21 protein-coding genes are annotated in these 21,126 nt (G+C 71.9%); 6 read left to right on the forward strand and 15 right to left on the reverse strand.

Translation table 11 applies throughout. The features are described from left to right. Positions 1–16 precede the first annotated feature (16 nt). The 9 genes from HNR19_RS17860 to HNR19_RS17900 all read right to left on the reverse strand — a co-directional run bounded on the left by HNR19_RS17860 (position 17) and on the right by HNR19_RS17900 (position 10,237). The gene (locus tag HNR19_RS17860; protein WP_179669163.1) at positions 17–4,537 is read right to left on the reverse strand and encodes a LamG-like jellyroll fold domain-containing protein; all 4,521 of its coding nucleotides are present in this window, start codon (positions 4,535–4,537) and stop codon (positions 17–19) included. Next, positions 4,500–5,222 carry a hypothetical protein gene (locus HNR19_RS17865; protein ID WP_179669164.1) on the reverse strand — a complete coding sequence of 241 codons (723 nt, stop codon included), beginning with the start codon at positions 5,220–5,222 and terminating at the stop codon, positions 4,500–4,502. The genes HNR19_RS17860 and HNR19_RS17865 overlap by 38 nt, the downstream gene beginning before the upstream one ends. Further along, on the reverse strand, positions 5,219–6,007 hold the full coding sequence (locus tag HNR19_RS17870; RefSeq protein WP_179669165.1) for a HoxN/HupN/NixA family nickel/cobalt transporter: 789 nt from the start codon (positions 6,005–6,007) through the stop codon (positions 5,219–5,221). Before HNR19_RS17870 ends, HNR19_RS17865 begins: the two co-directional genes overlap by 4 nt. Positions 6,008–6,238: 231 nt before the next feature. Beyond that, the gene (locus tag HNR19_RS17875; protein WP_179669166.1) at positions 6,239–7,072 is read right to left on the reverse strand and encodes an alpha/beta fold hydrolase; all 834 of its coding nucleotides are present in this window, start codon (positions 7,070–7,072) and stop codon (positions 6,239–6,241) included. A 27-nt stretch (positions 7,073–7,099) separates the two neighbouring features. Further along, complete coding sequence (locus HNR19_RS17880) at positions 7,100–7,522, reverse strand: DoxX family protein (protein WP_179669167.1); 423 nt, start codon at positions 7,520–7,522, stop codon at positions 7,100–7,102. A gap of 87 nt (positions 7,523–7,609) precedes the next feature. Further along, the gene (locus HNR19_RS17885; protein ID WP_179669168.1) at positions 7,610–8,182 is read right to left on the reverse strand and encodes a PadR family transcriptional regulator; all 573 of its coding nucleotides are present in this window, start codon (positions 8,180–8,182) and stop codon (positions 7,610–7,612) included. A 165-nt stretch (positions 8,183–8,347) separates the two neighbouring features. Then, entirely contained in the window at positions 8,348–9,283 is a 936-nt protein-coding gene (gene ygfZ / locus HNR19_RS17890; RefSeq protein WP_179669169.1) for a CAF17-like 4Fe-4S cluster assembly/insertion protein YgfZ, read from the reverse strand. After that, positions 9,280–9,750: a transcriptional repressor gene (locus HNR19_RS17895; RefSeq protein WP_179669170.1), complete on the reverse strand. Its 471-nt coding sequence runs from the start codon at positions 9,748–9,750 to the stop codon at positions 9,280–9,282. Before HNR19_RS17895 ends, ygfZ begins: the two co-directional genes overlap by 4 nt. Next, positions 9,740–10,237 (reverse strand): heme-binding beta-barrel domain-containing protein, encoded by a 498-nt coding sequence (locus tag HNR19_RS17900; RefSeq protein ID WP_179669171.1) that lies wholly within the window; start codon positions 10,235–10,237, stop codon positions 9,740–9,742. Before HNR19_RS17900 ends, HNR19_RS17895 begins: the two co-directional genes overlap by 11 nt. Positions 10,238–10,280: 43 nt before the next feature. On the opposite strand from HNR19_RS17900, the gene HNR19_RS17905 reads away from it, so the two are divergent. The 3 genes from HNR19_RS17905 (at position 10,281) to HNR19_RS17915 (ending at position 15,110) form a co-directional block, all read left to right on the forward strand. Then, on the forward strand, positions 10,281–11,390 hold the full coding sequence (locus tag HNR19_RS17905; protein WP_179669172.1) for a nucleotidyltransferase family protein: 1,110 nt from the start codon (positions 10,281–10,283) through the stop codon (positions 11,388–11,390). Beyond that, on the forward strand, positions 11,387–13,129 hold the full coding sequence (locus HNR19_RS17910) for an ATP-binding cassette domain-containing protein (protein WP_179669173.1): 1,743 nt from the start codon (positions 11,387–11,389) through the stop codon (positions 13,127–13,129). Before HNR19_RS17905 ends, HNR19_RS17910 begins: the two co-directional genes overlap by 4 nt. A gap of 457 nt (positions 13,130–13,586) precedes the next feature. After that, positions 13,587–15,110, forward strand: coding sequence for an asparagine synthase-related protein (locus tag HNR19_RS17915; RefSeq protein ID WP_179669174.1), 1,524 nt, complete (start codon positions 13,587–13,589; stop codon positions 15,108–15,110). Here the strand turns inward: HNR19_RS17915 and HNR19_RS17920 are convergent. Next, on the reverse strand, positions 15,102–15,962 hold the full coding sequence (locus HNR19_RS17920) for a hypothetical protein (RefSeq protein ID WP_179669175.1): 861 nt from the start codon (positions 15,960–15,962) through the stop codon (positions 15,102–15,104). The genes HNR19_RS17915 and HNR19_RS17920 overlap by 9 nt on opposite strands. Positions 15,963–16,081: 119 nt before the next feature. Between HNR19_RS17920 and HNR19_RS17925 the strand changes: the two genes are divergently transcribed. Further along, positions 16,082–16,228, forward strand: a complete 147-nt coding sequence (locus tag HNR19_RS17925) for a hypothetical protein (RefSeq protein WP_179669176.1) — start codon at positions 16,082–16,084, stop codon at positions 16,226–16,228. A 21-nt stretch (positions 16,229–16,249) separates the two neighbouring features. Here HNR19_RS17925 and HNR19_RS17930 read toward each other — a convergent pair whose 3' ends face one another. Next, positions 16,250–16,522, reverse strand: a complete 273-nt coding sequence (locus HNR19_RS17930; RefSeq protein WP_179669177.1) for a PqqD family peptide modification chaperone — start codon at positions 16,520–16,522, stop codon at positions 16,250–16,252. A 10-nt stretch (positions 16,523–16,532) separates the two neighbouring features. After that, complete coding sequence (locus tag HNR19_RS17935) at positions 16,533–16,964, reverse strand: lasso peptide biosynthesis B2 protein (protein ID WP_179669178.1); 432 nt, start codon at positions 16,962–16,964, stop codon at positions 16,533–16,535. 34 nt (positions 16,965–16,998) lie between these two features. On the opposite strand from HNR19_RS17935, the gene HNR19_RS17940 reads away from it, so the two are divergent. After that, positions 16,999–17,361: a DsrE family protein gene (locus HNR19_RS17940; RefSeq protein ID WP_179669179.1), complete on the forward strand. Its 363-nt coding sequence runs from the start codon at positions 16,999–17,001 to the stop codon at positions 17,359–17,361. Here the strand turns inward: HNR19_RS17940 and HNR19_RS17945 are convergent. Beyond that, entirely contained in the window at positions 17,279–18,562 is a 1,284-nt protein-coding gene (locus HNR19_RS17945; RefSeq protein WP_179669180.1) for a glycosyltransferase family 4 protein, read from the reverse strand. The two genes, HNR19_RS17940 and HNR19_RS17945, sit on opposite strands and share 83 nt — an antisense overlap. Before the next feature lie 218 nt (positions 18,563–18,780). Here HNR19_RS17945 and HNR19_RS17950 point away from each other — a divergent pair, with 218 nt between their 5' ends. Further along, positions 18,781–19,686 carry a class I SAM-dependent methyltransferase gene (locus HNR19_RS17950; RefSeq protein ID WP_179669181.1) on the forward strand — a complete coding sequence of 302 codons (906 nt, stop codon included), beginning with the start codon at positions 18,781–18,783 and terminating at the stop codon, positions 19,684–19,686. Between the two features lie 10 nt (positions 19,687–19,696). On the opposite strand, the gene HNR19_RS17955 is transcribed toward HNR19_RS17950, so the two are convergent. Beyond that, positions 19,697–20,638, reverse strand: a complete 942-nt coding sequence (locus tag HNR19_RS17955; protein WP_179669182.1) for a glycoside hydrolase family 16 protein — start codon at positions 20,636–20,638, stop codon at positions 19,697–19,699. Between the two features lie 188 nt (positions 20,639–20,826). Continuing rightward, positions 20,827–21,021, reverse strand: a complete 195-nt coding sequence (locus HNR19_RS17960; RefSeq protein WP_179669183.1) for a hypothetical protein — start codon at positions 21,019–21,021, stop codon at positions 20,827–20,829. Between the last annotated feature and the right edge of the window lie 105 nt (positions 21,022–21,126).

The raw sequence follows: 21,126 nt of genomic DNA on the forward strand, positions 1-21,126 counted from the left end.
TGTCGGCTCTTGTGCCCTATCGGCGCCGAGCCTTCCGGAACGAGAAGCTGTCGCGGTCCGCGAGGAACGCGTCGTCACCGGGGTACGTCGCCACCACCTGGTAGGTGCCGGCGCCCAGTCGCGACGAGGTCTCGCAGGACGCGCGACCGCTCCGGATGGTCGCGACGCACAGCGTCTTGCCGCCGCTGGTGAAGGTGACCTTCCCGGTGGCGCCCGAGACGACCGTGGCCTTCAGGATCGCGGCCCGGCCGCGCGGGACCGTGGTGTCCGCCGCCGACGCGACGAGCTTCGGGTCCCGCTTCGACGGCTGCTTGACGGTCAGCACGAACGCGCGCTGCGACCACGCGTGGGCCTCGTCGCCCGAGTAGACGGCCGTGACGGCGTGGTCGCCCGGCGGGGGCGGGGTCTGGACGATGCAGCTGGCCGCGCCGTTGGACACCGTCCCCTCGCAGAGCTGGTCCTCGCCGTTGAGGAACTCGATGGTCCCGGTGGCCGCCGCCGGGCTCACCTGCGCGCGCAGCGTGATCCGCTGGCCGAACGTGACCGTCTGGTTGGTCACCGCGACCCTCGTGGCGACCAGGTCCGGCTCGTCCGGCTCGACGACGCGAACCGCGCGGGGCACGAGCACCTGGTTGCCGTTGGTGTCGGTGGCGACGTAGGTGAGCGCGTAGGTCCCCGGCGCGGTGGTGTCGACGCTTCCGACCACCTCGACGAGCTCGGTCACGTCGCCGTCGGTGTTGTCGGTCGCCGTCACCCCGGCGAGCGGGTCGAACACCTCGCCGACCTCGACCTCGTTGTCCGTCGGGAGGGTGACCTCCGGCGGCGTGACGTCGGTGCCGGCAGCCGTGGCCACGAACACCGAGCCGAACTGGCTGAGCGTGCCGATCCGGTCGCCGCTCGCCGTCCGGCTGTCGGCCACCCAGGCGTAGACCTCGCCCTCGACCAGGCCCGACCACTCGACCGTCGCCGGCCAGCCCGAGCGGGCGGTGTCGGTGCCGATGGCCGTGTCGGTCGGAGTGACCACCACGAGACCGTCGGTCTCGAAGGAGGTGGTGCGGGTGCTCAGGTCGACCGGCAGCACGGTGTTGTCCTCCGCCCCGTTGTAGCGGCGGCGGTCGTCGTACTCGGTCGCCCCGAAGTTGTCGAACATCGGCGAGTAGGTGTCGATGCTCATCTGCGACTTCTCCACGTCGAACTGGAGCAGCCGCAGCCAGCTTGCGCCGAACTGGAGCAGGTCGCCCGGCTTGTGGTCGGCCACCCCGTCGCCGTCGAGGTCGATGTCGCCGTTGGACAGGGTGGTGCAGGACGGGCAGTACTTCGACGCGAACAGCTCGTCCGCGCGGATCTTGTAGAACTGGTAGTCCGCAAGCAGCTCCACCACGTTGTGCGAGACGGTCACGCCGACCTCGCTCTTCACGTTGGTGCCGACGCCGTGCTCGTGACCCGCGAGGATCAGGAAGACGTTCTTGTTGTCGGCGACCACCTCGTTGTAGAGCCGCGACCCGTCACCGGAGAAGCCGGCGCCGCGGCCGTCCGGCGCCGTGGACGGCGCGATGTAGGCGTGGGTGATCAGGATGCCGTTGCGGTCGGGGTAGCGCTCGAAGACCGCGCTGGCCCAGTCCGCCTCCTCCTGCGTCACGCCGTACGACAGGCCCACGGCGACGAAGTCGAGGCCGCCGGCTGAGAACAGCAGGTAGTTGTTCTGGTTGTCCCGGCCGTCCTCCGCGCCCTCGGCGGACTCGTCGTAGGCGTGGTACTCGGTGCCCGCCGGCCACAGGTCCTCGGCGGCGTAGTAGCGCTCGGGGCCGTACCACTGGTTGAACCGCGAGTCCGGGCCGACCTCGTTGCCGAGCTGGTTGTCGTGGTTGCCCGCGACGACCTGGTTGACGACGCCGGCCTCGTCGAGCACCGACTGCGCCGCCGACGTGAAGTCGAACTCGCGCGTCACCTGCTCGTCGAGCCCCGGGTAGAGGAGGTTGCCGTTGACGTCCCGGGCGAGCGGGTTGTTGTAGTCGTTCTCGATGACGTCACCGGTGTGGCCGGTCCACGCGATCTTGCGCTGCTGAGCGTTGTCCGCGATCCACTCAGTGGTGTCGAGGTAGGACTTCTGCCACAGCGCCCGCTCCTCGGCCTTCATCTGGTCGGTCGGCTCGGCGTTGCCGTCGAAGTCGTCGTAGGTGCCGCCGGCAGCGCCCTCGGCGAGGTACTGCGTGTCGGTGAAGTGGGCCAGCGAGAAGTCGTAGTCGGCCGGGTCCTCGAAGTGGTCGCGGTTCTCCGGCTGGCCGGCCGACGCGTCCCGCGGGGCGAGGTCGTCGGCGAACGGGTCGATGCCCGCGACCATCACGTGCACCACCGTGCCGTCGACGTACGCCGGCCGCAGCTTGGCGCGGAGCACCGTCTCGCCCTCGGTGGCGCCCCGCGCGGCGGCGAGCTCGACCCAGCGGCTCTCGGCCGCGTTCCACACGCGCAGCGACGCGCTGCGGGCCGGGTCGACGACGCCGCTCCACAGCACCTGCTGGCCGGCGACGGCGCCGGGCACGGTCACGTCGAACCGCTGGAACGGGATGTCCCCGGTTGAGGGGCTGGCTGTCATGTCGCCGTCGTCGGGCTTCTGCTCCCCCGACAGGTCGGCGCCCTCGGCGTACTCGAACTCGAGGGTGCTGGGGATCTTCGCGACCGTGCCGGTGAAGCCTCCCTCGGCCAGGGTGGCCTCGGCCTCACGGAAGGTGGTCGTCACGTCGCTGCCGTCGGGGCTCTTGGCGATCGCGGACAGGGCGACGGTGCCCTCGCCCTGGTCGTCGCCGGTGCCGCCGCCCTCGGGGATCGAGTCGGAGGTGAACGACACCTCCTCGCGGATCGGCTCGCCGAACACGTCGGTCGCCTCGATCACGATCAGGTGATCGCCGGCCGCCAGGCCCTCGCCGATCTCCTGTCCGGGCGCGATCTCCTCGCCGTCGAGCGTGTAGGTCCAGCCGGTGGCGTTGTCCTCGTTGGCGATCTCCACGGCGAACTCGACCGGGGCGCTGAGGTGGCTGCCCGCTGCGGGCGTGGTCGAGGTGACCTCGACCCCCGCGTCGGGGAACTCGCCGAGCGCGGCGATCTTGAGGGCCGCGATGTCGCTCGCGCCCAGCGCACGACCGTAGAGCCGCGCGTTGGAGACCGTCACCGGAGCGTAGAACTGGGTGCCCGTCGGCGACGTGTCGGCACCGACGGTCCAGCCGCGTGCCGCGGCCGCCGGAAGGCCCAGCGCGCCGGTGGCGGGCGTCGTCGCCTCGAGCTCGCCGTTGACGTAGAGCTGCATCTCGGTGCCGGTCCAGACGCCGACGACATGGAACCAGCGCCCCTGCTGGGCGATCGGGGCCACGGCGTTCTTGTAGCCGCCCCCGACGTGCGCCATGAAGCCGATGTTGGTGCCGTTGACGTAGATGGCGTAGCCGCCGCCCTCCTTGCCCGAGCACACGTCCTTCTCGCTCGAGGTGGGCACGGCGCCGTCGTACTTGAAGGTGCACTCGATGGTGACCGCGTTGGTGATCATCGGCCAGTGCGGCGCGAACGCGTACTGGATCGAGTCGTCGACCCCGTCGAACCTCGCGACCGGCTTGCCGAGCGCCGAGTCCTCCGCGATCACCGGGTTGCCGCGGGTGGTCGACGCGAGGTCCTGCGCGTGGTCGGCCGGGGTGCCGTCGGCGAAGTCGACGTCCAGCGCGTCCGCGGCAGGCACCGGGATCGCGGTGTCGTACTGCGCGGCGAGCGCGGCCGCCTGGTCGGCGTTGAGCGCGGCGCTGTAGAGCTTCGCGGTCTTGTACGACGACGGCGGCGCCCACTGGCCGACACCACTCGGGTTCGCCGCTGTGATCGGCGCCGAGTCGCCACCGACGACGAAGCGGTGCGTGGTGGTGTTCGGCGGGACCGTGAACACGCCGCTCGCGGCGGTCTCGCCGGCGAGCCGCCCGTTGACGTAGAGCTTGAGGCTCGAGCCGTCCCACACCGACAGGGCGTGGTACCAGCGGTTGCCGTCGATCGGCGTCAGCACGCTCTTGTAGCCGCCGCCGATGTGGGCCATCGTGCCGAGGTTGGGCCCCGTCACGTAGATCGAGAAGCCGCCCGCCTCCTTGTTGGAGCACAGGTCCTTCTCCGGCGACTGGGGCATCGTGGCGTTGATCTTGAACACGCACTCGATCGAGAAGCTCGACGCCATCGCGCCGTACTGGCCGGCCATGTCGAAGCCCACCGCGTCGTTGACGCCGTCGACGGTCATGATGTCGCCGAAGTCACGGTCGGTGCCGTACGTCGGCTCGCCCGCCGTCGTCACGGCGACGCCCTGCGCCTCGTCCACCGGGGTGCCGCCGGCGAAGGAGGCGTCGAGAACGTCGGCCGTCGGGATCTCGACGGCGGCCTGGGCCGTGGTCGCCGCCTCGGGCGCCGGGGCGGCCTCGGTCGGCGCCGCCAGCAGTCCGGCGGCGCTCACGGTGAGCGCCGCCGCGGCCGCGACCAGGCGACTACGGAACCTCTTGGCGTGCGGGTGTCGTGCCGACACGAACGTCTCCTTCTTCGGGGGTGGAGGGGGTGGTGCGTTGCGAGCGCCGACGGAGCGCGACGGCTCCGGCGACGAGGATCAGGAGCACGGCGCCGACGGCGCCCATCTGGAGGGCGGCGCTCTGGCCGAGGTCTCCGCCGTCGGACACCGGCGTCGCAGCGGAGCCGGAGCCACTGGTGCCGGCGACGGTCGTGGACATGTCGCCGGCCGTCACCGGGAGCGCCCACTCGTGGCTGTCCTGCGTGCGGCTGTAGGCGGCGCGCTGGCCCTCGGGTCCGGTGGCGAGCGTGCGGTAGGCGGGATGCAGGTCGGTGAGCATCGTGACCGTCACGGTCGCGGCCGCCGCGTCGGCCGGGCAGGTGAACGACAGGTCCGCGCCCTCGTCGGCGGTGAGGTCGCCGACCCCGGTGACCTCACCTGCGCAGTCCAGGCCGTCGGCGGTGACGCCGATGTGGTCGAGCAGGTAGTCCTCGAACTCGGGGGCGGCAGCGACGAGGTCACCGTCGTCCTCGTCGTAGACGATCGCGCCGTCGAGCATGATCCGGTCCTCGGGCAGGACGCCGAGGTGGATCCCGAGGAGGGTCAGGTCGTCCTGGCCGCCGACCTCCCAGTGGACCTGGACGGTCCCGTCGGTCGCGGAGATCTCGACGGTCTGCGGGTCGCCGAACGGGTGCCGAGCGATCATGCGACCACGAGGCCGTGGACGGCGGCCGAGGTGATGGTGCAGCCGATCAGCGTGATGCTGACCGCGGCGAGCACGGGCGCGACGCGGGTGGCGAGCGCGAACATCCGGCGCGACTCAGCCGCCCGGACGACGACGTTGCGGCCCGTCAGCGCGAGCAGGCCGACCGCGAACAGCACCGATGCCAGGCCGATCCCGAACGTCAGGACCAGCAGCAGCGCGAAGCCGCTGCGACCGCTGAAGAGCCCGGTGATCAGGACGAGGAACGCCGCCGGGCTCGGGGTGAGGCCGCCGGACATGCCGAGCAGGACCAGGCCGGGGCGGGAGGGGGCCTCGTGGGTGTGCGTGTGCCCGTGCGAGTGGCCGTGGCCGTGCCCGTGCGCTCCGGCCCGGAGGTGGCGCCGGAACAGCCACACGCCGACGCCGATCACCAGCACACCGCCGACCAGCTGCAGCGCGGTCGTGAGGTGCTCGAGCCGCACCAGGTCGGACAGCGAGAAGAACGTCCACGCGACCGCGATCACCAGCACCGAGACGGTGTGCATCACCGCGACGCTGAGGCCGAGCCAGGCCGCGTCGCGCACCTTGCCGTCCGATCCGACGAGGTACGCCGCCGCGAGGCTCTTGCCGTGGCCGGGTCCTACGGCGTGCGCGGCACCTGCGACGAACGCGAGCCCGAAGGCAGCGGGCACGAAGCCGGGCGCGTCGACGAGCGCGACGAGGCGGTCGCCGAGAGCGGACGCGCCGAACGGGTCGATGAGCAGCGGGGACTGCCCGAGAACTGGCACAAGGTCAGACCATCTAGAAGACGGTCGACCACTGGGTTGGTCGTGGGTGACCGGCCCGCAAACCAGCCGGAAACAGTTGCCTCCGGCAAACGCCTAGTACGACACCATCCCGGCCCCCGTCATGGTCGTCAGGCAGTCGATCGAAGCCGACGCAGTGCTTGCGCTGCAGCGCGCGGTTGGACATCCCACACGCGGTGCCTCATCGGTCTTCCCGCGACACCTCGCGGTCCTTCAGTGTTCGCTGCTGAAGAACCGTAGCAACAGCGGGCCGACGATCTGTGGGTCGACGACGTGATCCGGCCCCTCGAGGGTCTCCCGTTGAGCGTGGGGTAGGACGTCTGCAAGCTCGTCGGCTGCGCGGTCGAAGAAGTCCGAGGGCAGGCCTGCCATGTAGGGGACCGTGATCGGTCCTCCGGTGATGACCAGGACGGGTTGGGTGACCGTTGCCAGTCGATCGGCCGGCAACTGGTAGCGGTTGAGGAAGAGGCTGTCGTGGACCAGCGTGGGCGCGAGGGCGACCGAATCCGCCCAATGCGTCGTCTGCTTGCCTGCCGCTTTCCTGGCCGCGATGTTGTCGTCGGAGGCGCCGGTCATGCGCATGAACAGCTCGAGAACCTCCTCGTCTCGTCCGGCGTCGAAGGCGCGTCGGGTGTCCGCGACGTACTCCTCGAATCGCGGGCGTATGTCGTCCCCGACCGCGTAGGGCACCTCCCACACGGCGATCGTGTCGATGGCTGACCCGGCCGCGGCGGCTTCCAGCGCCAGAGCGCCACCAGAGGACGCCCCGAACAGGTGTGCCGAGCCGCCCGCCTCCGCGATCAACGCATCCAGGTCCTCGATCTCCCTTTCCACGGCGTAGGGCTCGGTGAAGCCGCTCGCGCCGCGTCCCCGACGGGCATAGTTGTAAACCGTGAAGTGCTCGGCGAGAGCAGGTACCAAGGGAGCGTTCTCGGCTCCGTCGTCCTGTGCGCCGCCTACCAGGACGACAGCCGGGCCGCTTCCCTTCCGGTCGTAGGCGATGGTGGTGCCATCGCTTGATGTCACGCGAAAGGCCATCTCGTTCATCTCACGTCTCCGTTCGAATGTTCTGTCTCAGCGCCTGAGCAGCGTGCCGACGACGGCCTCAGTGCGCGACCACCGCGCCCTTGCGATCACGGCCGCCACGACGAGAAGGGCGAGCGGCAGCCAAGGGCTCTGCTCGAGCACGAACTGATCGGTGATGACAGCACCGGTCAGCAACGCCGCCAACCCGAGACTGGCCAGGCCCGCCAGAGCCGGGATCAGAAGTCCCACCCCTCCCGCGACCTCCAGCGCTCCGACCAGGTACCGGAGCCACTGGCCAGCCCCGATGTCGGCGAACATGTCCACCATGACCGGGTCACCGGCGAGCTTCGAGATTCCGCCGCCGGCGATGATCGCCGCCAGCACGACTTGCAGAATCCAGACCGCGATGCTGCTCGCCCGCCCGGGCGTGTGCGCAACGGTTTCCGAGCTGTTCTTGAGGATGGTGCTCATTCGGCTCTCCTCGCCGCGCCTGGGCGACTAGTCAAGTTTGGTTACTCGCCCGAAAGTACGCGAGGAGAAGCGTCTAGTCAAGTTTGATTAGGTGGGTGTTCGCCACGAACCTGGATCATCGGCCATGGTGTAGGCGCCCTCGGCCAGTCGTTTGCCCAGGCTCTTCGCCCACTCCAATTCGGTGCGTGCGTGTCCCGCCCACAGATCAGCCTGATCGCGGACGTGTTCGGGAATGTCGGGGTTCGGGTGCTTCCGCCACTTGGCCTGCTCTACGAGCTCCGCTTCCAGGCGCGCGACCCGCTCGTTGACGTGCGCGATGGCATCTGCCCTGGTCAGCATGGGCAACATGGCGATCGACGCGTTGAGCATGGTGGGGTCATGGGTGCGCCGCAGACCGTCGCGGACCAGTTCGACTATCTCGTCACGTCCCCGAGCTGTCACGCGGTACAGAACGCGCTCCGGCCCGGAGTTGCCCGGCTCGGCGTGTTCGGTGAGGAGGCCATCAGCCGCCGCCTTCTTCAGCGCGTGATAGATCGAGCCGGGCTTGATCTTGGCCCAGATCTCCGCACGCCAGCTCTGCAGCTCGGACCGCACCTGGTAGCCATGTGCGCCGCCGGAGAGGTGCACGACTCCGAGTACCAGGAGCTTCGTCGCCGACATGCGCCCACCTCCGCTCAATCTGCTCGGACTCGCTCCCCTTGCGCGCCCGCCAGGGTGGTGTCAACTCCTACCAACACTAGGGGCCCTCGTGCTCCGGGTGGTGTCAGCACTGACCTACAAACGGTGCTGGGGAGACCTGCTCGACCTACGAGGTCAGCGCACGGGTCAGCGGGTCGGGCGGAAGTGGAGGCCGACCTCGGGGTCGACGAGGACCTCCTGCGCGGCGGGGAGGCCGGCGACGTCGAGGGCGGCGTCGACGGGGACGTTGCGCTTGAGGAGCGCGAGGGCGATCGGGCCGAGCTCGTGGTGGCGGGCCGAGGAGCCCACGCGGCCGATCACCTTGTCCTGGCCGGGGACGGTGACGTCGGTGCCCGGCGCGGGCAGGCGGTTCTCGGAGCCGTCGAGGTGGAGGAGGGTCAGTCGGCGCGGCGGGCGGCCGAGGTTGTGCACCCGGGCGACGGTCTCCTGGCCGCGGTAGCAGCCCTTGTCGAGGTGCACGCCCGACAGGCCGACCTCGTTGGGGATGGTGCGCTCGTCGGTGTCGACGCCGAAGCGCGGCTCGCCGCGCTCGATGCGGAGCGCCTCGTAGGCCCACAGCCCGGCGGCGGGGCCGGCGGCCTCGGCGTACGACGTGAGCTGGTCGCGCGGGACGAGGTCGAACCGGCCGCCGTCCACCGGCCGCCAGGCGACGGCGGTCTCGGCCGTGACGTCGGCGATCTCGACGCGGGTCATGAACTTCATCCGCTCGAGGAAGTCGATCAGCGCGGCGGCGCGACCGGGCTCGGTGTGGGCCGTGAACGCCTCGCCGTCGTCGACGCCGTCGAAGGCGTGCTCGACGTGGCCGTTCGGGCTCAGCACGAGCGCCCGGGTCCAGATGGCGGGCGTGAGTCCCTCGAAGAACTGCGAGGTCAGCGAGTGCAGCCAGCTCAGTCGGTCCGGGCCGCTGATCCGCAGCACGTCACGGTGGGAGAGGTCGACGAAGCCCTCCCCCGCGGCGAGAGCACGCTGCTCGCCGTACAGCGATCCGTAGTGAGCGGCGACCTCCGCGTCGATGCCGTCGCCGGCGACGGCTCCGGGCAGGTCGAGCAGCGGGCTGGTCATGTCGTCTCCTTATGGGTCTCGTGACGGCCGTGGCCGGCCTCCTCGACCAACGGTGGGTCGCAAGCGTGACAGTGTCCGAACACGGTCAGATGACCCAGGTCTGGGGTGAACGCATGACGGGTGCCCAGGGATTCCACGAACGGCTCGGCTTCCTCGGCATCGACCGAGATCACCTCGTGGCAGCCGCGGCAGACGAGGTGGAAGTGCTCGTGCCCGCGCGTGGAGTGGTACGTCGGCGCGCGGTCGCTGAGGTGGGCGTGGCGGACCAGGCCGAGCTCCTCGAGGACCTCGAGGGTGCGGTAGACGGTGGAGGCGTTGACGGTCGAGGCCTGCTGCTGCACGTGGGCCAGCACCTCGTCGGGCGTGGCGTGCCCGAGCTCGTCGACCGCGCGCAGGATCAGCTCGCGCTGGGGCGTGAGCCGGTAGCCCTTCTCGCGGAGGGCGACGCGCCAGTCGTCATCCGACACGCTTGAGCCTCGCCCAGAGGTGGGGTTGCAACGGCTGACCCATCGCGGCCATGTCGTACGCGTAGAGGAGGTCGCCCTCGACGTTGCCGTAGAGCCGGTGTCCCTCGGTGACCTCCTTGGCCGACTCCGTGAACCCGATCCCGGCCGTGCGGAGCTCGATCTTGCCTCCCTCGGCCTGGCCGTACCAGATCTCCGCGAACCCGGTCGCGTGCGCGAGCACCATCTCGAGCTTGCCCTCGGGGCGGGCGCGGATGAAGCCGGTCTCCTGCGCGGCGTCGCGCAGCTTGTTGCCCTCGTCGTCGACGATCCACGACCGCGCCATGTAGTGGAAGAACGGGCGCCCGTCCTGCTGGAAGATCAGCTCCTGGCCGAACTGGTACTTCTCGATCGTCGGGTAGTCGCCGTGCCCGTTGCCCTGCCAGGTGCCGAGCAGCCAGGCGATGGGGCCGCAGTCGGGGTGCAGGTTCTGAGGGAGTTCGAAGGCCACGATCAACCAGTCTAGGCAACTCCGACCGGGCAGACTGGCCCCCGTGTTGTCAGCCGCCGCCGTCTCGCAGGTACGGCGCGCGGTGCGGACCGCGCTGCGGGCCGAGACGGGCGAGCCGCCGCTGTGGCGGTGGTCCGGGCAGGTGCCGGCACAGGACTTCGTCGCCGCGGTGCTGCGGCACCGGGTCGCCGGCCTGGTGGCCGGCGCCGAGGCGCTCGAGGTGCCGCCCGAGGTGCATGAGCAGCTCGCCTCCGCCGCGCGCCTCGACCGGATGGACGCGATGGCCCACCTGCGAGCCGTGGCCGAGGTCGCCGGCGTCCTCGACGGCATCGACCACCTGGTCGTCAAGGGAGCGCCGCTCGCGGTCCAGACGACCGGCGACCCGACGGCGCGGGGAGCAGCGGACGTCGACGTGCTCGTCGACACGGCCGACCTGCCGGTCGCGCTCGGGCGGCTCGCCGCTCGCGACCTCGGCGTACGTCGCGAGCACGCGGTCGACCGGGACAGCTGGATGTGGCGCTACCAGCGATGGGCGGCGCACGAGGTGACGCTCGACGGCCCGCTCGGGTCCGTCGACCTGCACTGGCGGCTCGACCCGACGCACGACGGGCTGCCGGGGTTCGCCGAGCTCTGGTCGCGGCGGACGAAGGTCGACGTCGGGCCGGTCACCGTGGCCACGCTCGGCGTCGCCGACGCCTTCGCGCACGCCCTGCGGCACGCGGCCCAGGACGACTGGGGCTCGCTGCGCAGCCTCGTCGACGTGCACCGGCTGGCCCGCGACCCCGCCGCGTGGCGCGGCCCGAAGGGGCTCGCGCGGCTCGACCGCACCTCGCTCACCGTGGTCGACGCGACGGTGGGCCTCCCGGACGGCACGCCCGCGTTCCGGCGTACCTCCTCCGGACTGGCACGGGCGGTGAGCGCCCAGCGCCGACCGGTCCGGTTCACCCGGTTCCCCGGCGACGCGGCGATGCGGGCCGCGGGATACACGCTCGCGGCGAGCCGCTCCCCCCGCGACGTCGCGCTGACCGTGGCCCGGATCGCGCTGCCGCCGCTGCGGGTCACCCACCTGACCGACCGCGGACCGGTCAGCGCGATCGCCCGCGCGCTGCTCGCGCGCTCGCGGCGATCACCGGGATGGGACGAGCACCGATGATCCGTCGCGCGCGGCTCCACGTGCGGGCCATGGTCGTCGCGTGCGGCGCCGGCAGGGTGCTCCGGCTCCAGCTGCTGATGCTGCTCGGCGCGCTGCTCGAGGCCGTGGTGCTCGTGCTGCTGGTGCCGCTGGTGCAGCTCCTCGCCGGCGACGACGACGTGCGCGTGCCGGTGCTCGGCGTCGACGTCGGGCCGGTCGCCCTGCTCGGCGTGGCCGGCGCGGCCGTGCTGCTGCGCGGTGCGGTGCAGTGGCGGTCGGCGATCACCAACAGCGACGTGCTCCTGCGCACCACCGACGCGCTGCGGCTGCGCGCGCTCCGCGGCGTGCTCGAGGCCGACTGGACCTACCTCGTCCGCCAGCGCCGCAGCGACGTCGTACAGGCGACGACCACGGAGATGGAGCGGGTCGACGCCGCCGTCCACCTGCTGCTGCGCTCGGCCGTCGACCTGCTGCTGCTCGCCGCCAGCGCGGCCGTCGCCGTGGTGATCTCGCCCCTGCTCGGCGGGCTCGCCGTGCTCTCGCTCGTGGTCGTGGTCGCGCTCGGTCGCGGCAGCGTCCGCCGCAGCATCGCCCTCGGGGTCGAGTGGACCCGCCGCAACGCGCTCTTCGGCGCCACCGTCACCGACTCGCTCGCCTCGCTCCGGCTGATCCGGGCCCACGACTCCTCCGAGCAGTGGGTGCGGCTGCTCGACGACGCGGCGCGGGAGGGCCGCCGGATCGAGCACCGGTACGTCGAGGTCACCTCCGCGATGCAGGCGATCGTGGGCTATGCGGCGCTCGGGGCCGCGCTCGGGCTGGTGCTCCTCGGGCGGGCGATCGGGCTCGGGGTCGCCGAGCTGGTCGCCCTGGCCGCGGTCACCACCCGGCTGTTGTCGGTGGCGCGGGGGCTGCTGACGTCGACGCAGGCGTTCGCGCACTACTCACCGGCGCTCGACGCGGTGCAGCGGATCATCGACGAGACGGCGGCGCACCGGGAGGGACTCGAGGGGCCGGAGGTTTCGAGCACTTCGAGGCTCGCAAGCTCGCACCTCAGCACAAGGCAAGGCGCCGGGGCGCCTCGCACCTCAACCACCGGCAGCACCTCAACCTCCGGGCCCTTGCTCGAGCTGCGCGGCGTCGCGGCGTCGTACGGCGACCGCCCGGTGCTGCGTGATCTCGACCTGGTCGTGGCGCCGGCGTCCCTCGTCGCCGTCACCGGCCCGAGCGGCGCGGGCAAGTCGACGCTGCTCGACGTGGTGCTCGGCCTGCTGCCGCCGACCGCGGGCGAGGTGGTCGTCGGGGGCGAGCCGCTGACCGACCCGCGCGCGTGGCGGGCGCGCGTCGGCTACGTGCCCCAGCAGACCGTCCTCATCCCCGGCAGCGTGCGCGAGAACCTCACGTGGTCCGCCGGCCGCCCGGTCACCGACGACGACCTCTGGCGGGCGCTGGAGGCCGCATGCGTCGCCGACGTCGTACGCCAGCTCCCCGAGGGCCTCGACACGGTGCTCCAGGACCTGGCCCAGCTGTCGGGAGGGGAGCAGCAGCGGCTGTGCATCGCACGGGCGCTCGTGCGCGAGCCCGACCTGCTGGTGCTCGACGAGGCGACCTCGGCCCTCGACGCCGCCACGGAGGCGGACGTCGTGGCCAACCTGCGCCGTACCCCCGCCGCCCTCCTCGTCGCCACGCACCGCCCCGCGGTCGTCGGCGTCGCGGACCACGTGGTCAGCCTCGCGCCGGCAGAGGACGAGCCCCGCGCGTGACTTCGCTCGCGTTCCCTAGTTGAATGGAGTACGGAGACACGGGGGTCGTCGCCGCGAAGGACCCAACAGCTCCACCGTGTTCTCGGGCAGTGCACCGGTCGTGGCCGGTCAGTGACGGAGGGAAACCTGATGGACAAGAAGACGTGGGCAGCGCCCACCGTCAAGCCGCTGACCTCGGCGAAGGACGCCCAGCTGGGCGGGTCGGCCGCCCGCGACGTCCTGACGGGCCGCCAGCGCGCGGGGTCCTGACCTCACCGAGCCGAGCCTGAACACACCCCAGACCGCGTCCCACGCCTTCTGCGGCGCCTGGGACGAGCCCCTCCCGGGCCTTCACACGTGGCACGGCCCCGCGCCGGTCGACCACGCCGCTCTCCGCGCCTGGCTCGACACCGGCTGTCGCGGCAGCTCCCCCGTCCGGCAGGGCTTCGTCGCCGCGCTGACCCGCGCCGACGGCTCGGTGGTCGTCGCGTCCGGCTCCCGCTGGGAGCAGTCCCTCTTCTACGCCCTCGAGCAGGGCAGGCTGCTGCTCGCGACCCACCCGCGCGACCTCGTCCGCGGACTCACCCGGCCCCCCGCGCTCGACGTGGCGAAGCTGGTCGACCTGGTCGCCCTCTACGACGCTCCCGAGTCCACCGTCTTCGAGGGCGTACGGCGGCTGCCGCTCGGCCACGTGCTGGAGCGGTCGCCGGGCCGTCCTCCGACCGTGCGCCCCTGGTTCACGCCCGCCACCGACGAGGATCGCGCCATCTCCACGGCGGAGGCGCCGGCGCTGATGCGCGAGGCCGTGCGCGGTGCCGTTGCTGCCTCGCTCCCCGCCGGCGGCGACGTCGGCGCGACGCTGTCGGGCGGTCTCGACTCGGGCATGGTCGTGGCGACGGCGTCGGGACTGCTCGCGCCTGCCGGCCGCGGCATCCACGCGATGACCCACGTGCCCCTTCCGGGTGCGCCCGAGCCGACGGGCTCCTGGGAGGCGGACGACGGCCCGTACGCGGAGGACGTGGCTCGCTCCCTGACGGGCGTGACCTGGGCGCCGGTCGTCAACACCGACCGGGTCCCGCCTCTCGAGTCCTGCCGGTGGGCGCTCGACCGCGCCTGGTATCCCACGTTCAACCCCGCCAACCAGGAGTGGTGCAACCAGATCGTCCGGGACGCCGAGGCGCGCGGGCTCCCGCTGCTGCTGACCGGCGCCTCCGGCAACGCGACGTTCTCGCGCGACAACGACGGGATCGTGCGGGGCCTGCTGCAGCACGGCCGGCTCGGCGCTCTCGTGCGCGAGGTGCGGCGGCGTGCGGCGGCCCGCGGCGCGCTCGCGCCCGCCGCCCGGTCGGTCGTCCGCGAGACGCTGCCGCGCCGGGTGCTCGCCTGGCGGCGAGCGCAGCGCCGTCGCCGGCTCGGGGTGTCCTGGGCGATGCCCGACGTCGCCGACCTCCCCGTGCGCGCGGACGCGCTCAGCGACGCCGCCCGCGCCGACCTGGCGCTGCTCGCCCAGGAGTTCCCCCCTGCCGGCCGCGACATGTGGCTCGACTTCGTCCGGCTCGACACCTCCCGGCACGGATTCCCGCAGAACCTCTCCGACGACGTCTGGTGGAGCGACCCGCTGTCCGACCCCGAGGTGGTCGCGCTCGCGCTGCGACTCCCCGAGGAGGCCTGGCTGGCCGGCGGCCGCAACCGCGGCCTCGCGCGCGAGGCCGCGGCCGGTCTGCTTCCCGATCGCGTGCGGCTGCGCACGACCAACGGCGGCCAGAGCGCGGACGTCGACCAGTGGGTCAGGGGCCAGGAGCAGGCCTATCGCGGCCTCGTCGACCGGTTCCGGGAGTCGCCGACCGTCCGACAGGTCCTCGACGTCGAGCGTCTCGCGACCGCCGTGGGGCCCGAGATGACGGACCCCGCCACCGCCTCGGTCTGGCAGGACATCCACGGCCGCGCGTTCGCGATCGGGCAGTTCGCGGTCTGGTACGAGGACCGGGTGCGCTCAGGCTGAGCCTGCTGAGCCCGCGATCCGCACGACGGCGTCGACGACCTCCTCCAGGCTGTCGCGGGCCGGCGGGCGGCGTACCGCCCAGAGCGGCACCTGCCGGCACAGCGCAGTGGACCACTGCAGGAAGCCGGCCCGGTGCTCGGGCAGCTGGCAGATCCCGTAGCGGTCGGCGCTCGCGGCGACCGTGGTCAGCCCTTCGATCGGCGTGACCGGGAACGCCTCCACCTCGGCGCCGGTGGCGAGCGCACTGAGCACGACCATGGCGCCCAGCGGCCGCGGCGTCAGGTCCGCGCCGCTGACCGCGTAGGCACGCTTGTCGCGCATCGGCAGCGGCCGGCCGTCGGAGAGCTCGGCACCGAGCCGGACCGCGATGTCGTCGGCCAGGTGCACCGGCCGCTCGATCGGGAGCACGGTCGGCGCCTCGCCGGTGATCGCGACCTCCGCGATGTCGTCGCAGGCGAAGCCCCAGCCGCGCCGCACCAGCTCAGCCGTCGTCGTGGACTTGCCAGCCGTCGACTCGCCGAGGATCGCGATCGCTCGTCCGTCCGGCGGGACCACGATCGTCGCGTGCAGGTTGTAGCGGCGCCGGAACGTCAGGAGAGCGCGGGCGGCGGTCGCGTAGAGCAGCCAGTCCTCCTCCGCGCGGGCCGCGGGATCGGGCGCGTCGAGGAGCACCCGGTCGGTCGCGACGTACATCCGCGCCCGGTCGCCGTGGAAGAGGAGCCGGTCCGCGTCGGCCCACCAGTACGGCGGCTCCGCGCTGGCTGCCTCCCACGGATCCGGGGTCGCGCGCTCGGCCACCTCGACCCCGAGGACCTCCTGGGTCAACGCGGCCGGACCGAGGGTGATGTCCACGCCGTCAGCCTTCCTGTCTGAAAGAGGGTGCCGGGCCAACCAGGTCCGATATAACCTGAACCCGCTCCGCTCGTTTGACGAGTATCTCGGGATACTCCCCAATGCCCCAGAGGTGTCCCATGCCCCGTCCAGAGCAGCGCGACCAGCGCAAGGCCTGGCGCGAACCGTCCCTCACCGTGCTGACGCGCGCCGCCGAGGCAGGCTTTCTCTTCCGCAACGGCGCCGACGGCTTCCAGCAGCAGGGCAAGCACAACCGCGGCAGCTGACCGGCCGCCGGCCGGCTCCGGTCAGGCCCGCGCGACCAGCTTGTGTTCGGCGAGGGCGTCGAGGAACGCGGTGACGTCGCGCTCACAGTCGGCCCGCTCGACGTCGTACTCGTCGAGCAGGGTGCCGACCACCGCGTCCAGGGTGCGCGGCTCGTCGAGGATCTCCCAGATCCGCTGGCCCACCTCGTCGAGCCCCAGGTAGTCGAGGTCCTCGTTGAGGACGACCAGCACCTCGTCGAACGGCGCCTCGACGACGCCCGGCTGGCGCTGGATCACTCCGGTCTCCCACGACATGGCGGCCAGACTATTCCAGGGTGCCGAACTGGTTGACCGGCCGGAACCCGGGCATCTCGTCGGCGCCGGTGACGACCGAGCCGGACGCCCCGACGAGCCACGCGTGCGGGATCGCGTCGGGCCGGGCGGGGTCCAGGCCGATGACCACCACGGCACGGGTGCCGCGGCGGCGGAGCATCAGGCTGGCGGCCACGGCCTGCTCCAGGCAGTTTGCGGAGGTACGGCGGGCGCCGGACGCCACCGCGCGGGCGACCACCGCCTCGCGGCCGGCCAGCGGCTCGAGCGCCATCGGCGCCGCCGGCGGGCCGTTCTCGCCCAGCAGCGACGCCCAGCGGCGCATCGCCACCCACTTCCGCAGGCCGCGGGCGAGGAGGAGCAGCGCGATCGCCTCCAGCACCCGCAGGCGCCGGGTCGTCGTGCTCCACGCGGACGGCTCGGACACGGCGCCAGCGTCGCACACCGATAGCCTCGGTCCCATGGCTCGCGAGCTCGTCGTCAAGGTCACCTGCGCGGCCGAGGCCGCGGAGCGGTGCAACCAGGGGTTCACCGTCGCCGCCACGGCGGCTGCGGGCGGCGTACCGGTGTCGCTGTGGCTCACCGGGGAGGCCGCGTGGTTCGGCGTGCCGGGCAGGGCGGAGCAGTTCGAGCTGCCGCTCGCCACCCCGCTGGCGGAGCTGCTCGCGTCGGTGCTCGAGCTCGGGACGGTCACGGTCTGCGGTCAGTGCGCGGCGCGGCGCGAGCTGACCGAGGCCGACCTCATCCCCGGGGTGCGGATCGCCGGTGCGGCCGGATTCGTGGAGGAGTCGTTGCGCGAGGGAGCGCAGGCGCTGGTGTACTGACCGTCGCGGGCGCCTCGGCGCCGCACGCGGCGGCCAGGATGCGCTCGAACGAGCCGGCGCACTTCTGGAGGTCGAACTCCCGCTCGGCCAGGTCGCGGGAGCGGCGGCCGATCTTCTCCTGCACGTCGCTGTCGGCGAGCACCTCGGTGATCCACTCGGCGGCCTCCGCGACCGACGCCTCCTCGGGCTCGAGCACCTTGCCGCCGGCCTCGTCGACGAGCCGGGAGGCGAGGTTCTCCGCCGGCATCAGGCCGAGGATCGGCCGCGCGGCGCAGAGGTAGGAGAGCGTCTTGGACGGCACGGAGAACGCGCCGGCGGACTTGTCGAGCACGACGAGCAGCACGTCGGCGGAGCCCAGCACCTCGGGGAGGCGGTCGTAGGGCTGGAACGGCAGCAGCGAGACGGGTACGTCGAGCCGGGTCGCCTCGTCGCGCAGCTCCTCGACCGCCTGGCCCTCCGTGATCACGGTCAGGTGGACCGGGGTGCCGGCGGCGCGGACCGCGCTCGCGACCTGCACCAGCAGCCGCGGGTTGTGCTTGAGGCCGAGGGTGCCCGAGTAGACGAGGTGCTGGACGTCGGCGACGCCCTGCTCGACCGCCCACGCGTTGTCGCGGGGCATCGGGACGAGCTCGTTGAGGGGCGCCCAGTTGGGGATGACCGTGGTCTTGTCGGCGGTGCCCCAGCGACGGTGCACGTCGAGGAAGGCGTCGGAGATGACCACGATGCCGTCGGCCCGCCGGTTGCACCAGCGCTCGGCCCAGCCGGCGAGGGTGGCGAAGACCAGGAAGCTCTTCGGGAGCTTGGCCCCGGCGAACGACTTCATCGCGATGCCCTGCACGTCCTGCTGCCACGACACCCACGGGCGGCGGGTCACGAGGAGGAACATCGTGACGACGACCATCATCGGCACCGGCACGTTGCCCATCAGCACCACGTCGGGCTTGAGCCGGGAGATCTGGCGGGCCAGCATCACGCCGTACCGCATCTCCTTGACGAGCCGCCGCTTGAAGCTGAGCTTCTCGAGCACGTCGCCGTGGGCGATCGAGTCGAAGCGGACCTTGTCGTAGCCGCCGAGGTTGCCCTTGCCGGAGACGTGGGCCTCGCACCAGGAGTGGGTGACGTCGTGGCCCCGCTCGGCGAGCTCGGCGCTCAGCTCGACCTGGAACGGGTGACCGCTGTAGTCGTGCACCAGCACGCGCATTCGTTACCCCGCTCCCGCCGTACAGATGGTCTGGCTTCTTCCGCACGAGTAACGACTGACAGGCAGGTAGGTCACACCTTCAGGACACGTGACCCGTTCTTTTGAAATCGTCTGACGTCTCGGCCAGGTATGCCTTACTGTGCGCTCAGCCTCGCGCGCGGTTCTGCTCCCAGCGGCGCACGACTCGACCCTTGGCGTGGCGAGGCGAGGGAGGGAACATGCCGGTCGTCACGTGCCCGGGTTGCGGGTCCACGAGCCTGCGGGGCTACACGCCGTCGCGGCGCACCGAGAGGCGCAACTTCCGCTGTCGCTCGTGCGGCCTGCTCGGCTGGTCCGACCGCGCCGACCTGGTGATGCCCGACAGCGTCGGGCTCGACGAGATCAGCGTCGAGGCGCGCGAGGCCTGGATCGCCAGCAAGCGCACGAGTACGGCCGACGCCGCCTACGACGAGGCGCTCGACCGCCTGGAGAGCCGCCTCGGCGACCCCAACGGCCGCCGCATCTACGACATCGGCGCCGGCGACGGGCTGTTCCTCGCCCACGCCGCCAAGCGCGGCTACGACGTGCGCGGCAACGACCTGATCCAGGCCAACGTCGAGATCGCGAAGGCGCGCTACGACATCCCGCTCGACCTGGGCGACATCGCCACCCTCGAGCTCGATCCGGTCGACGCGGTGACCCTGTGGTGCGTGATCGCGCACGTGGAGGACCCGACCTCGCTGCTCCAGCACTCCTACGACCTGCTGAGGCCGGGCGGCGTGATCTTCCTGCAGACGCCGCGGCGCACCTGGATCGACCGCACCGCGCTGGGTGTCGCCGAGGCGGCCAAGGGCCGGCTGACGCACTGGAGCGACCGGCGGATCGCGCCGCACCACTGGCTCCTCCACACGGCACGGAGCATGCGGGCGACGCTCGAGGCGCTCGGGTTCGTCGACGTCGAGGTGCTGCCGCGGGCGCGTTACTCGCTCGACTCGCTCACCTACCTGCGGTCGATGGGCGTGCCAGCCGGCGCCGCGCGCGGCCTGGCCAAGGCCGCGGACGGGATGATCCGCGGCGGCATCGCCCCGCGGATCGTGCTGGAGGCCTACGCCCGCAAGCCCGGAGCGCTCGCCCCGGTCAGCTGAGCGGCGGGGCTCACTTCCAGACGCGGACCCAGTTGACCTGCATCGTGGCGCTGCTCGGGGTCGCCTCCGTGACCGCGTTGTCGTTGAAGCCGAACACCTGCGACATGGTCAGGAAGAACGGCTTGTCGAACGGCTGACCTCCGGTGAGCGGTGCGTCGGGGGCCCAGCCGGTGGTCCAGCAGGTCTTGCGGTCGTACTTGAACTTCATCTCGTGCTTCGTCCACTCGACGGTGTAGGTGTGCCACTTCCACGGCTCCTCCATCGAGCACGTCCACCCGGTCGTGTGCGGCCACTTCTCGCCGCGGTAGTGCAGCGAAGGCAGGACCGTGGTGACACCGCTGCTGAACCACTCCGCGACGTCGATCTCGCCCGAGTCGGGCCACCGGCCGTAGGCGTGGTCCTGCGGATACATCCACAGCGCGGAGTGGACGCCGGGAGCCGTGGTGTTGGGGAACCGGGCGCGGAAGGAGAACCGGCCGTAGGCCTGCGAGAAGGTCTTGTAGGTCGAGATGTTCGCGCCGGTCGTGTCGGTCATGAAGTTCCCGGCGGGGTTGCGACAGAGGAACTCCTCGGGCTCCACCCGCGCGGTCAGGCGGAGCACGCCGCCGCCGACCGAGATGTTGTCGGGGTCGTTGCCGACGAGGCAGTCGAAGTTGCCCGAGCTCATGCCGCTCCAGGCCGTGTGCTGCGCGACCCAGACGTCGGTGTCGAGCTGGGTGCCGTCGAACTCGTCGGAGAACGTGCACCGGAACCGGGTCGTCTTCCTCTTGGCGGTCGCCCGCGCCTTGACCGGTCGCTTGCCGCCGCAGCCGGGGTCGGCCTCGTCGGAGACACGGCGGTCGAGCTTGGGCGCCGGTACGGCGGTGGCGGCCGGCGACGTCGCGCTGACCACGTTGGCGCCGACGACGGCGGCGATGAAGAGCGCAGCGAAGCGCGCGACGACAGGTCGCATGACGAATATCCCCCGGCGGTCTTGCAGGTGGCGGTAGCGATTCAGGCCGACGGCCAGGCCGGTCCGTCAACCCGCGGATCTGTGGGAATCCACGAGACCCATCGGTCGGCGGCTCCTCGACCTGAGGAGAACAGCTACGTCGTGCAGGACCTGCTGGGAGAGAGGTGCGCGTGGGCCCGTCGGGCGCGTCAGCAGTCCCAGACCGGGTCGGCCCCGGTGCGCTCGGAGGAGAGCTGCTGCGGGGTCGGTACGCCGTTCGGCGCCCCCGTCGGACCCGTCGGAGCGGCCGGGACGGGCGCCTCGGTCGGCGCGGCGTCGCGCGAGCGGTCGCGTCGCAGGACGCGTCGTATTGCCGCGACCAGTCCCGTGCGTGAATCGTCCATCAGAGCACCCCCGAACCCTTCGCCTGTGGTGGACAGGCTCATGAGGCTCAACGCACGACCGGCCGCGCGGGTACGGCCGTGTGGGCGCGGTCACGGGGAAGTTCC

Source organism: Nocardioides thalensis, assembly GCF_013410655.1.
GTDB classification, from domain to species: Bacteria; Actinomycetota; Actinomycetes; order Propionibacteriales; family Nocardioidaceae; genus Nocardioides; species Nocardioides thalensis.

Excerpts from the sequence above, each read along its gene's own strand:
- HNR19_RS17865 (WP_179669164.1), bottom strand. The coding sequence starts at position 5,222 with ATGATCGCTCGGCACCCGTTCGGCGACCCGCAGACCGTCGAGATCTCC.
- HNR19_RS17875 (WP_179669166.1), bottom strand. The coding sequence starts at position 7,072 with ATGAACGAGATGGCCTTTCGCGTGACATCAAGCGATGGCACCACCATC.
- HNR19_RS17880 (WP_179669167.1), bottom strand. The coding sequence starts at position 7,522 with ATGAGCACCATCCTCAAGAACAGCTCGGAAACCGTTGCGCACACGCCC.
- HNR19_RS17885 (WP_179669168.1), bottom strand. The coding sequence starts at position 8,182 with ATGTCGGCGACGAAGCTCCTGGTACTCGGAGTCGTGCACCTCTCCGGC.
- ygfZ (WP_179669169.1), bottom strand. The coding sequence starts at position 9,283 with ATGACCAGCCCGCTGCTCGACCTGCCCGGAGCCGTCGCCGGCGACGGC.
- HNR19_RS17910 (WP_179669173.1), top strand. The coding sequence starts at position 11,387 with ATGATCCGTCGCGCGCGGCTCCACGTGCGGGCCATGGTCGTCGCGTGC.
- HNR19_RS17925 (WP_179669176.1), top strand. The coding sequence starts at position 16,082 with ATGCCCCGTCCAGAGCAGCGCGACCAGCGCAAGGCCTGGCGCGAACCG.
- HNR19_RS17930 (WP_179669177.1), bottom strand. The coding sequence starts at position 16,522 with ATGTCGTGGGAGACCGGAGTGATCCAGCGCCAGCCGGGCGTCGTCGAG.
- HNR19_RS17940 (WP_179669179.1), top strand. The coding sequence starts at position 16,999 with ATGGCTCGCGAGCTCGTCGTCAAGGTCACCTGCGCGGCCGAGGCCGCG.
- HNR19_RS17945 (WP_179669180.1), bottom strand. The coding sequence starts at position 18,562 with ATGCGCGTGCTGGTGCACGACTACAGCGGTCACCCGTTCCAGGTCGAG.
- HNR19_RS17950 (WP_179669181.1), top strand. The coding sequence starts at position 18,781 with ATGCCGGTCGTCACGTGCCCGGGTTGCGGGTCCACGAGCCTGCGGGGC.
- HNR19_RS17955 (WP_179669182.1), bottom strand. The coding sequence starts at position 20,638 with ATGCGACCTGTCGTCGCGCGCTTCGCTGCGCTCTTCATCGCCGCCGTC.
- HNR19_RS17960 (WP_179669183.1), bottom strand. The coding sequence starts at position 21,021 with ATGGACGATTCACGCACGGGACTGGTCGCGGCAATACGACGCGTCCTG.